This window comes from Nocardia seriolae NBRC 15557 (assembly GCF_007990715.1).
Taxonomy (GTDB): domain Bacteria; phylum Actinomycetota; class Actinomycetes; order Mycobacteriales; family Mycobacteriaceae; genus Nocardia; species Nocardia seriolae.
On sequence record NZ_BJWY01000016.1, the window covers coordinates 1 to 19,885 of the forward strand.

The following is a 19,885-nucleotide window of genomic DNA, read 5'->3' on the forward strand; positions in this document are numbered from 1 at the left end:
GTATTAACGTAGCAATGGGTCGGCAATGAGTCCGGCAATTGCCGGCCCACCCCTCCGCAGCCGCACTGAACCCCCTCCGGCTGCATCCCACCCGCAGTGCCGCCGGGATGCCTCATCATCCCGGCGGCACTGCCGTGTTTCGGCCTGCGGCACTGCCGCTTTCGTCCGCGCGGGCGTGGTCGTCGAACGCCCTAGCCGTGGCGGTACTCGATTCCGGCCGACTGGCCCGGCCGTTGATGATGCTCACCGAATGCCAGGCACGCGGTGTACCCCACGATGCCGAGGGTGAGCGCGGTGATGACGAGCGCCACGCAGACCGGCAGCACCGGCGCCACGATCCAGCCGAGCCCCCGGCGTGCGGGCCGCACCGCGGACTCCAGCCTGCGCAGCCGCAGATCGACCAGGTCCGTGGGCAGTCGCCCGCTGGTCCGATTGGTGCGGCCGGTCATGGCGGTCAGGGCCGAACGCACCGTGGCCGGACTCGTGGCGTCCGCGGCGTGGGCGTCCGCGTCGAGCTCGATGAGCGACTCGATCGCCCCCGGCGCGGCCGCGAAGAGCGGAACCCTCGGTGCGGCATGGGCGATGGCCCGGCTCGCACGCAACAGCTGGTGGTGCCGGCGTCGCAGATGCGCGTGTTCGTGCGCGATGACGGCGCGCCGCTGCTCGTCGCCGAGTCGCCGGGCGAGCCCGTCGCTGGCCACCACCAGGCCGGGCCGGCCGTCGAGGCTGTAGGCCAGCGGGCGGTCGTGCTCGAGCCAGATGACTTCTGTCGCCTCGATTTCCGTGCCGGTCAGCAACGCGAACGCCCGGTGCTTGCGCAGGGCCGCCGCGTGCGCTTGCCGCGCCCGGCGTGCCGCGCCGATCCAGCGGCCTGCCACGACCGCCGCGAGGCCCGCGCCGATCCCGGCCGCCCCGAGTGAAACCCAAGCGGGCAGACCGCATTCGATGGCGGACAGGCTGGGCGCGGCGCGCTCGGCCAGGTGCTCGGGCCGGGTCGGCTCGGCGAGGACGAGCAGCACGATCCCACCGACGCCGAAGACCACCGCGGCCGCCACCGAGGCCAGCCAGACAGTGATCGCCGACCCGGGCCGGAACGCGTGGTGCGTACGGTGCAGCACCGGCGGTCCCGCGAAACCCAGGACGACGGCGCACAGCAGGAACGCGCACGCGATGATCACCGGTCGGTGCCGCCTCCGTCCCGCAGTCCGCGATGCAGGGCCTCGGATTCGGTCTCGCTGGCGGTGCGGGCGAAGTGCAGCAGGACCGCCGCCGGGTCGTCGCTGTTGTCGACGAGTTCACGCAGGGCCCGCGCGGTCGCCTCGACCTGGCTGTGGGCGGGGCGATAGAGGTAGGCCCGGCGATGCTTGAGCCGGTCGACCCAGCTCTTCTCGTAGAGATGGGTGACGACGGTGAGGACGGTGGTGTAGGCGGGCTCGCCGGGTAGTCGTTCGACGAGGTCGCGCACGCTCAGGGCCTCGGTCGTACCCCAGAGCACGTTCATGACGCGTGCCTCCAGGGGACCCAATCCTTGCATGCGCCGACCTGCTCCTTCGTTGCTCGCTTCTCCCTACTATCCGCAATAGTACCGACGGCCCACTGCTCCCACGAAAAACTTGCCCTGCTCTCAGGCTCGGCTCATAAAAACTATGTTGCATAGTATTCGATCGAGATCGAACAGCGTCCTGAACTGGAAACGGTTGGGTGCCGGCCGGAAGTGCATGGTTGTCGGGGTCTCGGCCATTCGGCGCCGCACGCAGAACTCGCGCAGGTGAGGAACCGGAGGATCACCACTAATGGAAGTAGTTGCACCCGCAGACCTCGCGACCATCCCGCCGACCACGCTGGTGCGGCTGTGCGCGCTCGCCGCCGAAAGCGGCGTCGACGCGCGGCCGTGGTTCCAGGGCACCGGCGTCTCGGTCGCGGTTCTGGACGCGCCGCAGGCGCTGGTGTCCTATCGGCAGGCGACGACGGTCATCCGCCGCGCGCTGCGAGCCATGCCGGAGGCGCCGATCGGGCTGGCGATCGGATCGCGCGACGTGGCCGTCGGCTTCGGCATCGTCGGATTCGCGATGCGCTCCGCGCGCACCCTCGCCGACGCCCTGGCCATCGGGTTGGAGTGGCACCGGCTGACCGGCAGTCTGGTGGATGTCGCCCTCACCGAGCGTGGCGGCTCGCCCGCGATGCGGGTGCTCGAACGCGTGCCGGACCCGGAGCTCGTCCGCTTCTTCTGCGAGGAGGCGATGTCGGCGGTGGCGGCGTTCGGCCGCTCGCTGCTCGGCGAGGACATCGATCCCGTCCTGATCAGGCTGAGCTGCCCGGAGCCGGGTTACTCGGCCGAGTATCGGCGCTTCTTCCGCTGTCCGGTCGAGTTCGACTGCGCCGGAAACGAATTGGTCATTCCAGCCGGGCTGCTCGAGCGGGAGATCCCGACCCGCAGCGCGGCCAGCCTGACCATCGCGCTCGAGACCTGCCGCCGGATGCGCGGCGTGATCGATCCCCGGCCGGTCACCGTCAAGGCGGTGGAATCCATCCTCGGGGAGAACCTGCGCGTGGCCCCGACCATGGTGGAGGTCGCCGATCGGCTGTTCGTGACCGAGCGGACGCTGCGGCGGCAGTTGCAGGTCTCGGGGGAGTCGTTCACCGATATCCGCGATCGGGTCCGACGGCAGCGCGGCTCGCGCCTGGTGCGCGAGACCGGGATGACGATCGCGCGCATCGCGGCCGAAACCGGATTCGGCGATGCCCGTGAGTTCCGGCGCGCCTACATCAGATGGAACGGTGAGCCGCCGAGCCGGACCCGGACCGCCGCGCTGGGCCCGGCCGCCGAACCACGCGAACGGTGCGCGTCCGCGCCCGGCGTCGGCCCGGCAGATGAGCGCGGTCAGGCGCGATTAGTAGATCGAGGGTTCGAGTCCGGTGCGCTCGATCGCCTCCGGTCCGATCGCGTCCGGGCACTGGAGCAGTGCCAGCGGGATGTGCTCGGTACTCGTGCGCGGCTGCCCGGCGGTGTCGGCGATGGCCGCCGCCGTGTCGAGCAGATTCAGCAGCCGGGTGGAATAGGCCGGTCCGCGTTCGGCCGGGCGGAGATTCCCGAGCCGCATGCCCCGGTGCTCGCGATCCTCGACCGGCAGCAGATGCGCCCGGTGCCGCCCGCCCAGATGGGTGTGCACCTTGCCGGTGTCGACGGCGATCACGTCGGCGCGGTGCAGCAGCTCGGCGGGGACCCCGTCGTCGAAATGGTCTGTGCCGGGTACGAATACGGCCGCGGCCCCGGTGCGGTCGACCGCGCGGCGCAAGCGTTCGACCGGGTGATCGGTGTCGGGGCCGAAGACCAGCGTCTTGCAGAGGTCGTAACCGAGTCTCGACGCCAGGCTGCGGATTCGGCCTTCGTGCCATTGCTGGCGGATTCCGGCGACATCCCGCCGTAGATATCCGAGCGCGCGCGGTCTCGCCATCTGCACAACCTTCCGATGCGGTCCTGCCGTGGAGGTGCTGCGAACTGCGGTGGAGCTGTTGCGAACTGCCGTGGAGCTTTTCCGAACTGCGTTGGTGCCGTCGAGAACTGCGGTCGAGCCGACGCGGATTTCGGGTGGCTCCCCGCGAACTGCTAAGTGAGCCGGGCGATTTCGAAGCGCGGGGCGAGACAGGCACCCGCTACCGATTGGGAGCGGCGGATGACGGTGGCCCGGTCGAGGAATTCGTCGACCGGCACCGAGATCAGCGAGGTCCAGATGCCGCCGACACCGCGGCGGACGCCGTGCCGCCAGCCGTCGGCCTTGCGGGGCGGGTGGTGAAAGGCGCGTTCGGCCGCGCCGAGGAGCAGGCCGGACTGGCGATGGGTGAGGCCGATCCGGGGCGCGGCGATGATCCGGTCGTCGATGACCGCGACGGCGCCGAGGAGCAGGCCGGACTGGCGATGGGTGAGCCGCCTTCATGCTGCGCGTGCCGCCCATGGACGAGCAGATCGACCGGTTCGTCTACGGGCAGATCGGCCTGGCCAATGTGACCTGCTTCCTGTCCGACGTGCCGGCCGTCCTCGCGGTCTACTCGCTGCTGGTGTTCATCCAGCGGGTGCACGGCCGGGGCGGTTTCGGTGAAACCCGGCTGCTCGCAATCGGATTGGTGCTGATCGCGATGACGACGCTGTACCTGGCCGGCGCCGCGTCGCGGGTGCCGGCCGCGGCCATCGTCGCGGTCGATTCGATCGGCAGCGACGCCTACACCGCGGTCTTCTCCCTAACCCTGATCACCGCGGGCGTGCTGCTGCTGTTCACCGCGTTGCAGACCCGCGCCGATCCCGCCGCCGGTGAACGGCTGCGGAAATCCATGCTGGGACTCATCTTCGCCATCCTGGTCGCCCTGGTGTACCCGGTCGGGATGCTGATGATCGAGGTGGCGCTGAGCCATCACTACGCGTTCTGGCGCCGCAATATCTTCAATATCGCCTGGATCACCGCGGCTCCGGGCTGCGTGGCGCTGGCCGCGGCCGGAATGTGCGGGCTGGTCCGGGAATTGGGGCGATTTCGGTGAGGCCGCACCCGGGCGCTATGCCCAGCCAGGGTGCTACGCCCAGCCCGGGTGCGCGGACGGCTGGGTGACGGTGGCCCAGCGTTCGGCGATGCGGCGGCCCTGGAAGCGCCACAGGACGAAACCCTGGAAGGTCATGGGCCGGCCGGTGGTGCGATCGGTCCAGCGCCAGATATTGCGGCACATCACCCGATCGCCCTCGGCGAGCATGTCCACGATGGTGACGTGCAGGTCGGGCAGGGCCTCGTACATGCCGAGCATCATCTTCTCGTCGCCGATGAGGTCGGTGGGCTGACCACCGGGGCCGTCGTGGTCGAGGAAGTCCGGGGTCATATTGCGGTGGATGACCGCGGCATTGCGGCGATTGACGAATTCCTCGAAGTGGTCGGCGACGAACTGCTTCATGGACTCGAGGGAGAGGTCGGTGGGCACGAGTCGCCTCCTTTGGCGGCCGAACGACCTCTCCATGGTCCTCCGCCGGATACCGCCGCGTAAGCGATTGGGCGGCACCACGAGGCGATTGGGCGGCACCGCGTAAGCGATTGGGCGGCACCGGGTCAGAGGTTGGGCAGTCCCGGGTCAGAGATTGGCGGGGCGGACCACCATGACCGAGGAGGCACGCTTGCCGGACTCCTTCAGTAGCGCGACCGCCTGCCCGGCCGGATCGATGGCCGCGTAGACCCCTTGCAGACCAATCGGCTCCAGCCAGCGGCCGTTGCGCAGATCCCCGGCCTGGGCGTCGGTGATGTCGCGAACTGGGAACGCGGCACGCACGGCCGCGTCGATATCCAGGCTCAGCATCGGCTCGTCCGCCGCGGCGGACGCGGCCAGCTGATCCAGGGTGCGGGCGTGCTCGAGGGTGAACGGGCCGACCCGGGTGCGGCGCAGCGCCGTGAGATGCCCGCCGACGCCGAGCTTCTCACCGAGATCGCGGGCCAGGGCGCGGATGTAGGTGCCCGAGGAGCACTCCACCTCGACATCCAGGTCCACGAATTGCGTTGCCCCGGTGTCGATATCACGGCGCGCGAGGACCTCGAAGCGGCTCACGGTGATCGGCCGGGCGGCCAGCTCCACCTCTTCACCGGCGCGGGCGCGGGCGTAGGCGCGCTCACCATTGATCTTGATGGCGCTGACCGTGGCGGGCACCTGCTGGATGTCGCCGGTCAATTCGGCAATGCGCGCGGCGATCTCGGCGTCGGTGAGATGCCCGGCCGCCGCGGTGGCGGTCACCTCGCCCTCGGCGTCATCGGTGATGGTGGACTGTCCCAGCCGGATGGTGGCGGTATAGGCCTTGGTGGTCAGGATCAGCTGGCCGAGCAGTTTGGTGGCCCGCTCCACGCCCAGCACCAGCACGCCGGTGGCCATCGGATCGAGGGTGCCCGCGTGCCCGACCTTCTTGGTACGCAACAGACCTCGGCACTTGGCCACCACATCGTGGCTGGTCCAGCCGCCGTCCTTGTCGACGATGACCAGCCCGCCGAAGGCGTCGACGCGCGGCGGCAGCTTTTCGCGCTTGGCTTGCACGGCTCCCATCAGGCCTCCACGATCGCGGTCAGAATGAGGCCGTCGCTGATCAGCCAGTGGCCGTCGAACGAGCTCAGCGCGGTGCCGCCGTCGGTCACCGGACCGGGGATGAGCAGGTCGCTGTGGAAGGTGCCCGACCCGCCGCCCGCGGACTCCTCGTCCACGGTGAAGGTGATGTGCGCGTCCTCGAAACCCAGCCACAGGCCGGTGAGCGGGAACCACGCCTTGTAGGTGGCCTCCTTGGCGCAGAACAGCAGTCGGTCCAGATGCAGGCCGGTGCCCGGCAGCACGGTCGTCAGCCATTCCCGCTCGGGGGCCAGGCTCACCGAATCGATGACCCCGTCCGGCAGCTTGTCGTGCGGTTCGGCATCGATGCCGATGGACCGGAAGCGCAACCGGTGCCCGAGCGCCGCGGCCCGATACCCGTCGCAGTGGGTGAGGCTGCCGACGATGCCGCGCGGAAACACCGGCTCCCCAGTGCCGCCCTTGCCGATGGCCACCGCTGGCTCACCGAGCTGGGTCAGCGCCTGCCGCGCGCAATACCGCGCGCCGATGAAATCGCGCCGCCGCTTCTCCACCGCCCGGGCGATCAGATGTTCCTCTCCGGGATGCGGTTTCAGGTCCTCCGGGTATGCCGTCAGCTCGGCCGCGGCCACCCCGTTGGGCAGAATCCTGCCGAGTATGCGCGCCGATTCCGTCGCCGCGCCCGCCCGCTCCTCGATGACCCGCCTCCTGCTCGCATCCTGCACTGCCGAATCGAGCCTACCGGGCAGACCGGAGCCGGTCGCCCGCTCGCCCGGCCGTATCCACCCACCCCGGCCGGTGGTGGCGAAAACGCGGCGGACCGGACAGGGGGTGAGCCCTGTCCGGTCCGCTGTACCGATAACCGTCGCGCCTACGCGGCGTCGAGGGCCGCGGTGATCTTGCGGCTCATCTCGGTGATGGCCGGGCTGAGCCGACCCTTGTGCGCCTGGACGGCCGCCTCGACCGCCACCAGGACGGTGCCGCGGAAGTTGTCGGCCTCGGCCGGGGCCTGCTGGGCGAGCAGGCTCATGGACGCGGTCAGCGCGGGCAGCACCAGGTCGGCCAGTTCGGCGACGTTCTTGCCGTCGAGCTTGACGCTCTTGGCCTTCTCGGCCAGCACATGCCCGACCAGTCCGGTCGCGGTGCCCAGCGTGATGCTGCCCTGGGTGGCCGCCTTGTGCGGCGAGCCACCGGCCGCGCCGGCGGCGGCGATCAGCGAGACCGCGCCGAAGGCGGCGGTGCGCAGGGTCAGCTTGTCCTGGTCGGTGAGGGTGATGGTCATGATGTTGCGCTCCTTGGGAGTTCGTGTCGATGTGACCAACCTTCGCCGTCCGCGCTGATATGGACCTGACACTGCGCTGACACGTTCGCTGATGTGAAATAGGTGTCGTTGGAATCTTTGCGAAGGAACGGGTGGGGATGAGACGGGTATTCGGCGCGGGAGCGGCGGGAGCGACTTTCGTGATGACGATCGGGGTGGCGGGCGCGGCCCCGGGGGACGTCAGCAACGGTGATCCGAATGTCGTTGCGCAGCAGCAGATCCGGCAGGTCGCGGTCGGGGCGGACATCGGGGCCGACACCTGGGTGTTCGCGCCGCCCGCGGGCGGGCTCGCCTGCTACTGGGGATACGTGCCGTATCCGGGTCACGACGCCGCGGGCAAGCCGTACACGCCGTGGACGGACACGATTCGCGCGGTGGGACCCGCCGGATGGACCGAGCGCCTGGATCCCGGCGCGGTCATCGAAACCAACTGCTACATGCGCCGCGCCGGGGCGTGAACAAGGGCCGTTAGCCTCGGCCTCACACGCCTTCGATCTTGCGTCGTGGACGATGCCGCCCGCCCACGGTTGGCTGAAAACCATGACGAACAAGGGAATTACGGAACAGTCCAGCCGCGTCGTGGTCGTGGGCGGCGGGTCGGGCATGGGTCAGGCCATCGCCGACGCTTTGCTGACCCACGGCCACGAGGTGATCATCGTCGGCCGCTCCGAGCAGCGCCTGGCCGACGCGGTGCGCGAACTCGGCGACGGGAAACTCAGCGCCGTCGCGGCCGACATCACCGACGAGGACCAGGTGTCGCGGCTGTTCGAGACGGTCGGCACGGTCGATCACGTGATCAGCACCGCCGCCGACCTGGCCGGGGCCTACGGCCCGATCGCCACCTTCGATTTCGAGCACGGCCGCGGCTTCATCGAGACCAAGCTCATCGGCTCGATGCTGCTGGCCAAGCACGCCCGCCTCACCGAGAACGGCTCGCTCACCTACATTTCCGGCATCGCCGCCTACCGTCCGGCCGTGGGCGGGGCCATGGTGGCCTCGGTGAACGCCGCACTCGAGGGCCTGGTGCGCGCACTCGCGGTAGAGCTCGCGCCGATCCGCGTCAACGCCGTCTCCCCGGGCTGGGTGATGACCGGAATCTGGGATCAGATGCCCTGGGAGGACAAGGACGAGCGTCTCGCCGCCATGGCCGAGAAGCTGCCCGCTCGCCGCCTGGGCAAGCCGGAAGACATTGCGGCGGCGGTACTCTCACTGCTCGGCAGCGAATTCGTCACCGGCACGGTGCTGCACGTCGACGGCGGCCACCGCCTGGTCTGATCCGCTAGTGCGCTTCGCTCAACCAGATGGCCTCGGTGGCAATGCTGCCGAGGTCGATGGTCTTCTCCTCGACCCGCACCGCGATGGTGCCCGCGAAATCGCGGCGCTCCACCACCGCGATCGGGGTGTCCAGGGCGATGCCGAGGGAGTCGAAGTAGCGCAGCATGGCCGGATCCGAATCGGAGATCCGGGCCACCCGCCCGGATTCACCGGCGTCGAAGTCGCTGAGCTGGCGGGCCGGGGGAGTGGGCACCGCGCCGTCCACCGAGGGGATCGGGTCGCCGTGCGGATCCCGGTCGGGATGGCCGAGTTTGGCGTCGATGCGCGCCACCAGGGTCTCGGAGACCGCGTGCTCGAGCACCTCGGCCTCGTCGTGCACCTCGTCCCAGCCGTAGCCGAGCTCGTTGACCAGGAAGGTCTCGATGAGCCGGTGCCGGCGCACCATGGCGATGGCGGCGCGGCGGCCGTCCTCGGTGAGCGTGATGGACCCGTAGCGCGCGTGCTCGACCAGCCCCTGGTCGGCGAGCTTGCGGACGGCCTCGGACACCGTCGACGCGGACACCCCGATCTTCTCCGCGAGCAGCTTGGTCGACACCTTCTCCGGCGACCACTCCTGCGCGGTCCAGATCACCTTCAAATAGTCCTGGGCGACCGACGACAGCACCGGGGCGACCGTGGTGATCTTGCCGTCGAGTTCGGAAGGTGCGGACGGATCGGCCAACTCGCGGCGGGTAGCGATGTCTCGTTTTCCGGGCACGTCACCGAGCTTATGCACACCCCGCGCGGTTTCACACATCGGCTCGCGGCGGTCGCGTCCCGGGTGAACTCGCGGTGACGGCCGTGCTTCCGGCCGGGAAGATCCGCACCGCCGAATATTGTCCGACACGCGCTTTGCGTAGGCTTCCGGTGTGCAGAGATGGCGAAGCCTCGAGGAGATGCCCGCGGACTGGGGCCGGTGTGTCCTCACGATCGGGGTGTTCGACGGCGTTCATCGCGGTCACGCCCAGCTCATCAGCCGCGCGGTGAAATCCGCTGCAGTGCGGGGCGTTCCGTCGGTGCTCATGACCTTCGACCCGCACCCGCTGGACGTGGTGCGGCCCGGTTCGCATCCGTCGCAGCTGTCCACCCTGGACCGGCGTGCGGAGCTGGTCGAGGAGCTCGGCATCGACGTGTTCGTCGTCATGCCCTTCACCCGCGACTTCATGAAGCTGACCCCGCAGGAGTACGTCCAGAACCTGCTGGTGGACCGGCTGCACGTGGCCGAGGTGGTGATCGGCGACAACTTCACCTTCGGCAAGCAGGCCGCGGGCACCCTGGACACCATGCGTGAGCTCGGCGCGCAGTACGGCTTCGACGTGGACGGCGTGCAGTTGCTGGGCGAGCACGCGGTCACCTTCTCCTCTACCTACATCCGCGGCTGCCTGTCCGAGGGCAATGTGGGCGCGGCCGCCGAGGCGCTGGGCCGCCCGCACCGCGTCGAGGGCGTGGTCGTGCACGGTGACGGCCGCGGCAAGGGCCTGGGCTTCCCGACCGCGAACGTGGCCCCGACCATGCACGCCGCGATTCCCGCCGACGGGGTGTACGCGGGCTGGTTCACCGTCGTCGAGCCCGGCGACGAATTCGCCGGTCAGCGCTATATGGCCGCCATCTCGGTGGGCACCAACCCGACCTTCGACGGTCGCAATCGCACGGTCGAGCCGCACCTGCTGGACTTCGACGGCGACCTCTACGGCAAGCACGTCGGCGTGGACTTCGTCGAGCAACTGCGCGGCATGCGCAAATTCGAGTCCATCGAGGCACTGGTCGAGGCCATCGGCAAGGACGTCGACCAGGCGCGCAAGGTCCTCGACGACGAGACCGGCGAATAAGGCCGCGAATACGCCGAGCCGAGGCCGATTTCCGCGAGCGTGCGGCCTCCGGTAAGCTGGCTCGTCGGGTTTGCTGCGGTTCGCGGCGGCACCCGAAGGAAACCTCCCGAGGTTCCTTATCGAGCGCGGACTGAAACACCAGGAGATATCAGTGGCTCTGACCACCGAGCAGAAGCAGGCCATTCTGGCCGAGTACCGGATCCACCCGACCGACACCGGTTCCCCGGAGGCGCAGATCGCGCTGCTGTCGAAGCGGATCGCGGATCTGACCGAGCACCTCAAGACCCACAAGCACGACCACCACACCCGCCACGGTCTGCTGGCGCTGATCGGTCGTCGTCGCCGGCTCTCGAAGTACCTGCAGGCCAAGGACATCGAGCGTTACCGCTCGCTGATCGAGCGCCTGGGCCTGCGTCGCTGATTTCAGTGACATGCCTCTGCCAGCAGAGGTAGTTGACGAACCGGTCAACGAGGAGGCATAGAATCTCCTCGTTGGCCTTTCGCATATGTGTCCGATTTCCCCACGAGGGGGAGGTCGAGACGTGTATACGCCAACAGAAGCCGTATGCACCCGCCGCGTGGCGTCGGTCTTCGGTAGTGGCTTTTCGGGGCGTGGCAAGAGATGAACCATGCGCGCCCGGAGGGCTTCGATCGATGACCGCCTCCGCGTCGCCGTATCCCAGGGGGGATAGGGCCGGGTGTGCGTGCCGCTGACCACGAGGGTCGGCGCGCGCCCATGCCGGGTACGGTCGACGAGCCGGATCGCACGAGAGGAATGTGCGACCACCGGCGAAGACGAGAGGTTGAGATAAAACACATGTCTGACACCCAGACCAGTGCCGCCGCCGAGGTCGAGCCCGGCGTTTTCGAGTCCGTCGCCCTGATCGACAACGGCAGCTACGGAACTCGCACCATCCGCTTCGAGACCGGCCGTCTGGCCAAGCAGGCCGCGGGTTCCGTGGTCGCCTACCTCGATGACGAGACCATGCTGCTGTCGGCGACCACCGCCTCCAAGCAGCCCAAGGACCAGTTCGACTTCTTCCCGCTGACGGTGGACGTCGAGGAGCGCATGTACGCCGCGGGTCGCATCCCCGGCTCGTTCTTCCGTCGCGAGGGCCGTCCCTCCACCGACGCGATCCTGACCTGCCGCCTGATCGACCGGCCGCTGCGCCCGTCCTTCGTCGAAGGCCTGCGCAACGAGATCCAGGTCGTGGTGACCGTCATGTCGCTGGATCCCAAGGATCTCTACGACGTGGTCGCGATCAACGCCGCTTCGGCGTCCACCCAGATCGCGGGCCTGCCGTTCTCCGGTCCGGTCGGCGGCGTGCGCGTCGCGCTGATCGAGGGCCAGTGGGTCGCGTTCCCGACCGTCGAGCAGCTCGAGGGCGCCGTCTTCGACATGGTCGTCGCGGGCCGCGTGGTCGACGGTGACGTCGCCATCATGATGGTCGAGGCCGAGGCCACCGACAAGGTGCTCGCCCTGATCGCCGACGGCGCCACCGCGCCGACGGAAACCGTTGTGGCCGAGGGCCTCGAGGCCGCCAAGCCGTTCATCGCGCGGCTGTGCAAGGCGCAGGCCGACCTGGCTGCCCTGGCCGCCAAGCCGACCGAAGAGTTCCCGATCTTCCTGCCGTACCAGGCCGACGCCTTCGAGGCGGTCGAGGGCACCTCGAAGCGTGAGCTGAAAGAGGCGCTGTCCATCGCGGACAAGCAGGAGCGCGAGGCCAAGATCGACGAGATCAAGCTCGCCGTGCTCTCCGAGCTGGCCGAGTCCTTCGCCGGTCGCGAGAAGGAGATCGGCGCGGCGTTCCGCTCGGTCACCAAGAAGCTGGTGCGCCAGCGCATCCTGACCGACAGCTTCCGCATCGACGGCCGTGGCCTGGCCGACATCCGCGCCCTGTCCGCCGAGGTCGCGGTGGTTCCCCGCGCCCACGGTTCGGCGCTGTTCGAGCGTGGCGAGACCCAGATCCTGGGCGTCACCACCCTCGACATGGTGAAGATGGCGCAGCAGGTCGACTCGCTCGGCCCGGAGACCTCCAAGCGCTACATGCACCACTACAACTTCCCGCCGTTCTCCACCGGTGAGACCGGTCGCGTGGGCTCGCCCAAGCGCCGCGAGATCGGCCACGGCGCGCTCGCCGAGCGTGCGCTGGTGCCCGTCCTGCCGTCGCAGGAGGAGTTCCCCTACGCCATCCGTCAGGTGTCGGAGGCGCTGGGCTCCAACGGTTCCACCTCGATGGGTTCCGTGTGCGCCTCGACCCTGTCGCTGCTGAACGCCGGTGTGCCGCTCAAGGCCCCCGTCGCCGGTATCGCCATGGGCCTGGTGTCGGACACCGTGAAGAACGACAAGGGTGAGGACGAGGTCCGCTACGTGGCCCTCACCGACATCCTGGGCGCCGAGGATGCCTTCGGCGACATGGACTTCAAGGTCGCCGGTACCCGCGAGTTCGTCACCGCGCTGCAGCTGGACACCAAGCTCGACGGCATCCCGTCGCAGGTGCTGGCCGGTGCGCTGAACCAGGCCAAGGACGCGCGCTACACCATCCTGGATGTCATGGCCGAGGCCATCAACACCCCGGACGAGATGAGCCCCTACGCTCCGCGCGTCACGGCCATCAAGATCCCGGTGGACAAGATCGGCGAGGTGATCGGGCCCAAGGGCAAGGTCATCAACCAGATCACCGAGGACACCGGCGCCAACATCTCCATCGAGGATGACGGCACCGTGTTCGTCGGCGCGACCGACGGCCCGTCGGCGCAGGCCGCGATCGACGCGATCAACGCCATCGCCAACCCGCAGCTGCCGAAGGTCGGCGAGCGCTTCCTGGGCACGGTCGTCAAGACCACCGCCTTCGGCGCGTTCGTCTCGCTGCTGCCGGGCCGCGACGGTCTGGTCCACATCTCGAAGCTGGGCAACGGCAAGCGCGTCGCCAAGGTCGAGGATGTGGTCAACGTGGGCGACAAGATCCGCGTCGAGATCGCCGACATCGACAACCGCGGCAAGATCTCGCTGGTGCCGATCGACGAGGATTCGGACAACTCCGAAGCCTCGGCTGCGGTCGAGGCCAACGCAGAGTAATTATTTCTCTGTGACGAAGAAGCAGTCCGCGGTGCGCGCGGGATCCGCGCGCACCGCGACAGACTCCGCGCACGGCGCGAAGGACCTTGCCCCTCTGCTCCGGAATCTGGAGCAGGGGGGCTCTTCACTGGTGATCGCTCAGAAAGAGGCTGCCGCCACGGACATCGGAGTCCGGCGCACCGTGCTGCCCGGCGGGCTACGGGTGGTCACCGAGCATGTGCCGGGGGTTCGCTCGGCGTCGGTCGGCGTGTGGGTCGGGGTCGGCTCGCGTGATGAGGGACCGACCGTGGCCGGGGCCGCGCACTTCCTCGAACATCTGCTCTTCAAGGCCACGCCGACCCGTTCGGCGCTCGATATCGCGCAGGCCATGGATGCCGTCGGCGGTGAGCTGAACGCGTTCACCGCCAAGGAGCAGACCTGTTACTACGCACACGTTCTGGATGAGGATCTGCCGCTGGCGGTGGACCTGGTCTCGGATGTGGTGCTCAACGGTCTGTGCCGCGTCGAGGACGTGTCGGTGGAGCGTCAGGTGGTGCTGGAGGAGATCTCCATGCGCGACGACGATCCCGAGGATATGGTCGGCGACGCCTTCCTGACCGCGCTGTTCGGCGATCATCCGATCGGGCGGCCGGTGATCGGCAGCGTCGAGACCATCGAGTCCATGCAGGCCCAGCAGCTGCGCTCGTTCCATCTGCGGCGGTATCGGCCCGACCGGATGGTGGTGGCGGTCGCGGGCAATATCGAGCACGAGCACGTCGTCGAATTGGTGTACCGCGCCTTCACGAATCGGCTCGAGCCCGGTCTGGAGCCCGCGCCGCGGCGCGAGGGCAAGTTCCGCCCGCGCGGCAATCCGGAGTTGCTGCGCATCCCGCGCGACAGCGAGCAGGCGCACCTGGTGTTCGGCACCCGAGCCTTCGGGCGGCACGAGGGCGAGAAGCGCTGGCCGCTCTCGGTTCTCAACACCGTGCTCGGCGGCGGCCTGAGTTCGCGGCTGTTCCAGCGCATCCGGGAGGAGCGCGGCCTGGCGTACTCGGTGTACTCCAGCGTGGACACCTTCGCCGACACCGGAGCGTTCTCGGTCTACATCGGCTGTCAGCCCGAAAACCTGGGCCACGTGGCCAGTTTGGCGCGCGGGGTGCTCGAAGAGGTGGCCGCCGACGGCATCACCGACGCCGAGTGCGCCCGCGCCAAGGGTTCGTTGCGCGGCGGCCTGGTACTCGGCCTCGAGGACTCCGGCTCCCGCATGAACCGCATCGGCCGCTCCGAACTCAGCTACGGCAACCACCGCAGCGTCTCCGAAACCCTCGCCCGCATAGACGAAGTCACCACCGACGAGGTGTCGCGGATCGCGGCGACCCTGCTCGCCCGCCCCTTGGGTGTGGCGGTCGCCGGTCCGTACCGCCGCACCCGCGACCTGCCCGCCGCCGTGCGCCGTCTCGTGCCCTGAGCGCGGCGGGTATCTGTTTGCCTGTGCGAGTAGCCGTCTCACCGACTGAGACGGCTACTCGCCAGTAGCTCCGCACATCCTGTGAGGGATGCCGGTTTGTGGCTATGATCACCTCGCAGATGGGAGGGGTCAGTGCTCAGACCAGGTGAGATCTTCGCCGGGTACCTCATAGAGCGCGAGCTCGGACGCGGGGGGATGGGTGCCGTGTACCTGGCTCGTCACCCGCGCCTGCCCAGGTGGATCGCGCTGAAGCTGCTCAATCCGGAATACCACGGCAACACCGAGACTCACGTGCGCTTCGAGCGCGAGGCCGATCTGGCCGCGCGGCTGAATCACGTCGGCGTGGTCACCGTCTACGACCGCGGAGTCGAGGACGGGCGACTATGGATCGCCATGCAGTACGTCGACGGCGTGGAGGCCGAGTCCGTCACCGGCATGACCGCCGAGCAGGCCGTGGAGATCGTCGTCGCCACCGCCGACGCCCTCGATTACGCGCACCGGGTCGGGGTGCTGCACCGAGATGTCAAGCCCGCCAACATCATGCTGGCCCGCGAGACCCGCGACCAGCAGGCGGGAGTATTGCTCACCGACTTCGGCATCGCGCGACTACAGGAGGACACCGCGCGGCTGACCGGCTCGGGTTCGGTCATGGCGACCCTCGCCTACGCCTCGCCCGAGCAGTTGCAGAACGAGCCGATCGGTCCCTGGTCGGATCAATATTCGCTGGCCTGCACGCTGTTTCGCTTGCTGACCGGGGTGCCGTTGTTCCCGTCCAGTGATCTCGGGGCGATCGTGAAGTCGCATCTGTACGACAATCCGCCGCCGGTGCGGAGCATCCGGCCGGGACTGCCCGCCTCCCTGGACTCGGTGCGCGCGCGGGCGCTGGCGAAGAATCCGGCGGAGCGGTACCCGTCGTGTACCGAGTTCGCGGAGGCGGCGCGGCGAGCGCTCGCGGTGGGGGATCCGGTGGGTTCGTCCACCATATCGATCCGGGATCGGACTCCGGAAACCCCTGCGCGCCAGGTGAAGTCGGCTCCGGCCGGACGGCGGGCGAGCGTGGGCGGCGCGGGGGCCCGGCCGTTGCAGTCGGAGGCTCGGGCATCGCAGTCGGAGGCCAGTGCCTTGCACTCGGGCGCTCATGCCCAGCGCCGGGCGCCGCAATCGTCGGTGGCGCTGCGCTCCGGGCGGTTGACCGATATCCCGGGCCTTTTCGGCCCCGCCTCCGACCGGCATCCATTGTTGCCCCGGGACGAGGCGAGATCGCCTCGGCCGGTTCGCAAATGGTTGGTGGGGTTACGGGCCGTGGTCCTGCTCGGCGTGTGCCTGGCGGCCGCGCTGGGGTTGGCGGTGTTCCTGGTGACGTCGTCGGGGAATTCGGAGAAACCGAAGGCCCCTGCCGCCGAAATCGCTCAGATCAGTGCCGCGTTCCCCGGATTGGTTCCGAGCACACCGGAATTGGGTTCGGGCTTCGCATCCGCGAGCTGCCGCGTGGTCGACCACGACACCAAGGGCTTCACACCGCCGTGGGCCTTCGAGGGTTGGATGGCGGCATGGGACTGCCTGTACTCGAACGAGCACGACGTCAACGAATACATCCTCTTCTCCTACAGTTCGAGCGCGGTGGCTCGCTCCGCGCTCACGAAGGTCCATCTGGTCGGCTCCGCGTTCGAGGATCAGACCTTCAAGGAGTTCTGCGGCAAGAAGCAGTACACCAACTATCGGTTCGACTCGATCTCCGAACGTCCCTCGACCGCCTTCGCCACCTCGTTCTTCGACGACCCCAAGCGCGAGAAGTTCCTCATGTACACCCGGGGCACGCCGAGCGCACCCGGCGGTGTCGTCGACTGGTGGAAGTCGTTGCCGCTCACCCAACCGTGACGGTGGCCGCACCCCGCTAAATTCAGTACGGGCGTACTGCTAGATTCGATCGCGGGACCTCGAAGGGAGCGCGATGTCGAATCGGTATGCGCAGATCGCCTTTTCGGAGGCGTCGCGGGAACGCCAGAAGATCGCGGGCAGCTACCGCGACTACGGCGCACAACTCGAACACGGTCGCGACGAGCCGCAGCCCCTCGAGCCGCGCGACATGGGTTTCATCCGCGCCGCCGACTCCTTCTTCCTCGGCACCGCCACCCCCGACGGCTGGCCCTACATCCAGCATCGTGGCGGCCCCAATGGCTTCGTCCAGGTTCTCGACGACCGAACCATCGCCTTCGCCGATCTGTCGGGCAACAACCAATATGTGACAGTCGGCAACCTCACCGAAAACGACCGCGTAGCCCTGTTCTTCATCGACTACCCGACCCGCGAACGCCTGAAGGTCTACGGCCGCGCCCGCATGGTCGAACGCATCGACGACCCGGCCCTGGTCGACCGTGTCGCCTCCGCCTACAACGGCGCAATCCAGAAAATCACCGAACGCGCGATCCTCATCACCGTCGAGGCCGCCAACTGGAACTGCGTCAAATACATCCGCCCCCGCTTCACCAAGTCCCGCCTCGACGAGGCCATCGCCCTGGAACGCCGCGATGCCGCCACCGAACAACAGCGCCTGACCGCTCAGATCGAGGACCTTCGCCGCGAAAACGAAGCGCTGCGTGCGCAATTGGCGGGCGTCGGCAGTGCTTCGGTGAAACCGGACGCGGGGTCGCGTGGGTGATCACTTTGCCGCCTGCTGAACGGCCGCGATTCCGTCGAGGAGGCGGCGTAAGCCGTAGGAGAACTGTTCGGCCGGGCTCAGGTCGGCGGATTCGGTCATGCGGGCGACCCGGGGGTACGAGCCGCTCTCGATGATCTTGCGCAGGTAGGGGGCGACGGCGGCGCGCCATTGGTCCTCGGATTGGCCGGTGCGCCTTTGGGTTTCCTTTTCGGCGAGTTCGCGCATGACCGCGCCGCGTACGTAGTCCCTGATCAGTCCGACAGCCGAGGCGGCCTCGGCGGTGTCGGTGGTGAGTGGGGCGGCCGCGGTGAGGGCGTGTTCCAGGCCGCGTAGCCCGTTGGGGCCGAGGGACGGCCGGGTGGCCAGCAGCGGGGCGAGCCAGGGGTGGCGCAGCCATAGTTCGCGCTCGTGGTGGGCGTAGGCCTCGAGGTCGGTGCGCCAGTCGCCCGTCAGCGGCACGTGGGCGTTCTGTACGGCGTCGGCCATGAGGTCGAGGAGGTCGTCGCGGCTGTCCACGTAGCGGTAGAGCGTGGTCGTGCCGGTGCAGAGCGCGGTGGCGACGCGGCGCATCGAGAGTGCTTCCAGACCTTCGGCGTCGGCGATCGCGATGGACGCGTCCACGATGCGTTCCACGCTCAGGGCCTGGCTTTTCGGGCGGTACGGATCACGTTCCCAGATGAGCGACATGGACAGGAGTCTACAGATATGGATACAGTGTACCCATGAACGGGAACGGTGTGCCCACTGATGTTTTGATCGCCGGCGGCGGATCCGTCGGGCTGATGCTCGCGGTGCTGTTGCGCCACCACGGCATCGAGCCGCTCGTCGTCGAGGGGAGGCCGGAGTTGTCGCCGCACCCGAGGGCCACCGGCGTCGGGTCGCGGTCGATGGAGATCCTGCGCGAGGTCGGCTTGGAGCAGACGGTCAACGAGGCCGCAGTCGATCTTCAAGCGGGAAAGATCGGCGGGCGCACGCTGGCCGAGGCCGACTACGCCGAAGGCGCGGCGTGGAAGGCGAGCACGGCCGAGATCACCTACACCCCGGCGCGGATCCGAGGCATCTGCGCACAGAACCGCCTCGATCGCGTGTTGATCACCAGGGCGGGCGACGTCGAATTCGGCGTGGCGCTCGACTCTTGCGAGCAGGACGCCGACGGTGTCACGGCAACCCTGTCCGACGGCCGCATCGTGCGGGCTCGCTACCTGGTGGCCGCCGACGGAGTGCGCAGCCGCGTCCGCGAGCTTCTCGGCATCGGCCTCACCGGCCCCGGCGTGATCGGCCACGAAACCACGAGCATCCTGTTCGACGCCGACCTGCACCCGCCGAAACCGTTCGCAATGTGCAACATCGACCACCCCGACGCGACCGGCCTCCTGGTAACCGTCGACGGCAACCGCGAATGGGTCTTCCTCACCCGCCTCGACACCACCCCAACCCCCGACCTCCTCCGCACCGCCCTCGGCGACCCCTCCATCGAGGTGAATATCCGCAGCATCCTCAAGTTCCGAGGCCGCGGCCAGGTAGCCGACCGCCTCAGCTCGGGTCGAGTCTTCCTGGGAGGCGACGCCGCCCACGCCATCCCCCCGCTGGGCGCCTTCGGCCTCAACACCGGCATCGCTGACGCCCACAACCTGGCCTGGAAACTCGCCCACGTCCTACGCGGCGAAGCCGTACCCGAACTGCTCGACACCTACCACGCCGAACGCCACCCGGTGGCCCTCATGACAATGAACCAGGCCCACCTCCGCTTCAACAACCCGTCCCTGCACTGGGGCCAGGACATGGCAGAAGCACGCAAGGCGGCAGGAGCCCTCAACGCCCCCGTCGTCCACATGGGCTACCGCTACAGCACGGCAGAACTCCCCTCCACCGAGGACATCACCCTCAACCTCGACGGCTCCCCAGGCTCCCGCCTCCCACACCTGTGGGTGACCGACGGCCTATCCACCCTGGACCTCGTCGACTCCCAATGGTGCGTCTTCACAGCCGATCCCGAGCTGAAATCCGACCTACCCGTCCATCTGATCGACAACTGGCCCTACGGCACCCTGTTGGTCCGCCCCGACGGCTTCGTCAGCCACCCATACCGGACACCCTGCTGACCGAACGGAAGCGGCGGCTCGTCGTCGACCCCGGCGGTGGTGGCCCGCAAAGGGATCCA

General features: G+C 68.6%; 20 protein-coding genes. 12 read left to right on the forward strand and 8 right to left on the reverse strand.

Features of this window, described 5'->3' with window-relative positions; all coding sequences use genetic code 11:
- Positions 1 to 191 precede the first annotated feature (191 nt).
- Both NS2_RS07515 and NS2_RS07520 read right to left on the reverse strand, forming a co-directional pair.
- Positions 192 to 1,178: a M56 family metallopeptidase gene (locus tag NS2_RS07515; protein ID WP_052086159.1), complete on the reverse strand. Its 987-nt coding sequence runs from the start codon at positions 1,176 to 1,178 to the stop codon at positions 192 to 194.
- Complete coding sequence (locus tag NS2_RS07520) at positions 1,175 to 1,534, reverse strand: BlaI/MecI/CopY family transcriptional regulator (RefSeq protein ID WP_033086628.1); 360 nt, start codon at positions 1,532 to 1,534, stop codon at positions 1,175 to 1,177. Before NS2_RS07520 ends, NS2_RS07515 begins: the two co-directional genes overlap by 4 nt.
- A gap of 259 nt (positions 1,535 to 1,793) precedes the next feature.
- Between NS2_RS07520 and NS2_RS07525 the strand changes: the two genes are divergently transcribed.
- From NS2_RS07525 to NS2_RS07535, 3 genes are all read left to right on the forward strand, one after another.
- A complete protein-coding gene (locus tag NS2_RS07525; protein ID WP_052086158.1) occupies positions 1,794 to 3,428 on the forward strand; it encodes an AraC family transcriptional regulator in 1,635 nt (544 codons plus the stop codon).
- A gap of 161 nt (positions 3,429 to 3,589) precedes the next feature.
- The gene (locus NS2_RS07530) at positions 3,590 to 4,006 is read left to right on the forward strand and encodes a hypothetical protein (protein ID WP_143161256.1); all 417 of its coding nucleotides are present in this window, start codon (positions 3,590 to 3,592) and stop codon (positions 4,004 to 4,006) included.
- Complete coding sequence (locus NS2_RS07535) at positions 3,934 to 4,530, forward strand: hypothetical protein (RefSeq protein WP_033086627.1); 597 nt, start codon at positions 3,934 to 3,936, stop codon at positions 4,528 to 4,530. Before NS2_RS07530 ends, NS2_RS07535 begins: the two co-directional genes overlap by 73 nt.
- A 33-nt stretch (positions 4,531 to 4,563) precedes the next feature.
- On the opposite strand, the gene NS2_RS07540 is transcribed toward NS2_RS07535, so the two are convergent.
- The 4 genes from NS2_RS07540 to NS2_RS07555 form a co-directional block, all read right to left on the reverse strand.
- The gene (locus NS2_RS07540; RefSeq protein WP_033086626.1) at positions 4,564 to 4,959 is read right to left on the reverse strand and encodes an ester cyclase; all 396 of its coding nucleotides are present in this window, start codon (positions 4,957 to 4,959) and stop codon (positions 4,564 to 4,566) included.
- A gap of 147 nt (positions 4,960 to 5,106) precedes the next feature.
- Positions 5,107 to 6,060, reverse strand: coding sequence for a tRNA pseudouridine(55) synthase TruB (gene truB / locus NS2_RS07545; protein WP_045436736.1), 954 nt, complete (start codon positions 6,058 to 6,060; stop codon positions 5,107 to 5,109).
- Positions 6,060 to 6,734, reverse strand: coding sequence for a 4'-phosphopantetheinyl transferase Npt (gene npt / locus NS2_RS07550; RefSeq protein WP_033086663.1), 675 nt, complete (start codon positions 6,732 to 6,734; stop codon positions 6,060 to 6,062). Before npt ends, truB begins: the two co-directional genes overlap by 1 nt.
- Before the next feature lie 212 nt (positions 6,735 to 6,946).
- Entirely contained in the window at positions 6,947 to 7,357 is a 411-nt protein-coding gene (locus tag NS2_RS07555; protein WP_033086625.1) for a hypothetical protein, read from the reverse strand.
- Positions 7,358 to 7,494: 137 nt separating this feature from the next.
- Here NS2_RS07555 and NS2_RS07560 point away from each other — a divergent pair, with 137 nt between their 5' ends.
- Complete coding sequence (locus tag NS2_RS07560) at positions 7,495 to 7,854, forward strand: hypothetical protein (RefSeq protein WP_143161258.1); 360 nt, start codon at positions 7,495 to 7,497, stop codon at positions 7,852 to 7,854.
- 82 nt (positions 7,855 to 7,936) lie between these two features.
- Positions 7,937 to 8,671, forward strand: a complete 735-nt coding sequence (locus NS2_RS07565; protein WP_033086662.1) for an SDR family oxidoreductase — start codon at positions 7,937 to 7,939, stop codon at positions 8,669 to 8,671.
- Between the two features lie 4 nt (positions 8,672 to 8,675).
- Here NS2_RS07565 and NS2_RS07570 read toward each other — a convergent pair whose 3' ends face one another.
- Positions 8,676 to 9,428 carry a metal-dependent transcriptional regulator gene (locus tag NS2_RS07570; RefSeq protein ID WP_370737284.1) on the reverse strand — a complete coding sequence of 251 codons (753 nt, stop codon included), beginning with the start codon at positions 9,426 to 9,428 and terminating at the stop codon, positions 8,676 to 8,678.
- 151 nt (positions 9,429 to 9,579) lie between these two features.
- On the opposite strand from NS2_RS07570, the gene NS2_RS07575 reads away from it, so the two are divergent.
- The 6 genes from NS2_RS07575 to NS2_RS07600 all read left to right on the forward strand — a co-directional run bounded on the left by NS2_RS07575 (position 9,580) and on the right by NS2_RS07600 (position 17,724).
- Positions 9,580 to 10,539, forward strand: coding sequence for a bifunctional riboflavin kinase/FAD synthetase (locus NS2_RS07575; protein ID WP_033086623.1), 960 nt, complete (start codon positions 9,580 to 9,582; stop codon positions 10,537 to 10,539).
- Positions 10,540 to 10,690: 151 nt separating this feature from the next.
- Complete coding sequence (rpsO, locus tag NS2_RS07580; RefSeq protein WP_033086622.1) at positions 10,691 to 10,960, forward strand: 30S ribosomal protein S15; 270 nt, start codon at positions 10,691 to 10,693, stop codon at positions 10,958 to 10,960.
- Between the two features lie 396 nt (positions 10,961 to 11,356).
- Positions 11,357 to 13,618 (forward strand): polyribonucleotide nucleotidyltransferase, encoded by a 2,262-nt coding sequence (locus NS2_RS07585; RefSeq protein ID WP_033086621.1) that lies wholly within the window; start codon positions 11,357 to 11,359, stop codon positions 13,616 to 13,618.
- A gap of 130 nt (positions 13,619 to 13,748) precedes the next feature.
- Positions 13,749 to 15,065 carry a M16 family metallopeptidase gene (locus NS2_RS07590; protein ID WP_373867306.1) on the forward strand — a complete coding sequence of 439 codons (1,317 nt, stop codon included), beginning with the start codon at positions 13,749 to 13,751 and terminating at the stop codon, positions 15,063 to 15,065.
- A 132-nt stretch (positions 15,066 to 15,197) separates the two neighbouring features.
- Positions 15,198 to 16,943, forward strand: a complete 1,746-nt coding sequence (locus NS2_RS35875; protein WP_036545919.1) for a serine/threonine protein kinase — start codon at positions 15,198 to 15,200, stop codon at positions 16,941 to 16,943.
- A 73-nt stretch (positions 16,944 to 17,016) separates the two neighbouring features.
- Complete coding sequence (locus NS2_RS07600; protein WP_045436729.1) at positions 17,017 to 17,724, forward strand: pyridoxamine 5'-phosphate oxidase family protein; 708 nt, start codon at positions 17,017 to 17,019, stop codon at positions 17,722 to 17,724.
- Here NS2_RS07600 and NS2_RS07605 read toward each other — a convergent pair whose 3' ends face one another.
- Positions 17,725 to 18,411 (reverse strand): TetR/AcrR family transcriptional regulator, encoded by a 687-nt coding sequence (locus NS2_RS07605; protein WP_033086619.1) that lies wholly within the window; start codon positions 18,409 to 18,411, stop codon positions 17,725 to 17,727.
- 35 nt (positions 18,412 to 18,446) lie between these two features.
- On the opposite strand from NS2_RS07605, the gene NS2_RS07610 reads away from it, so the two are divergent.
- Positions 18,447 to 19,826 carry an FAD-dependent monooxygenase gene (locus NS2_RS07610; RefSeq protein WP_147207117.1) on the forward strand — a complete coding sequence of 460 codons (1,380 nt, stop codon included), beginning with the start codon at positions 18,447 to 18,449 and terminating at the stop codon, positions 19,824 to 19,826.
- Positions 19,827 to 19,885 lie beyond the last annotated feature (59 nt).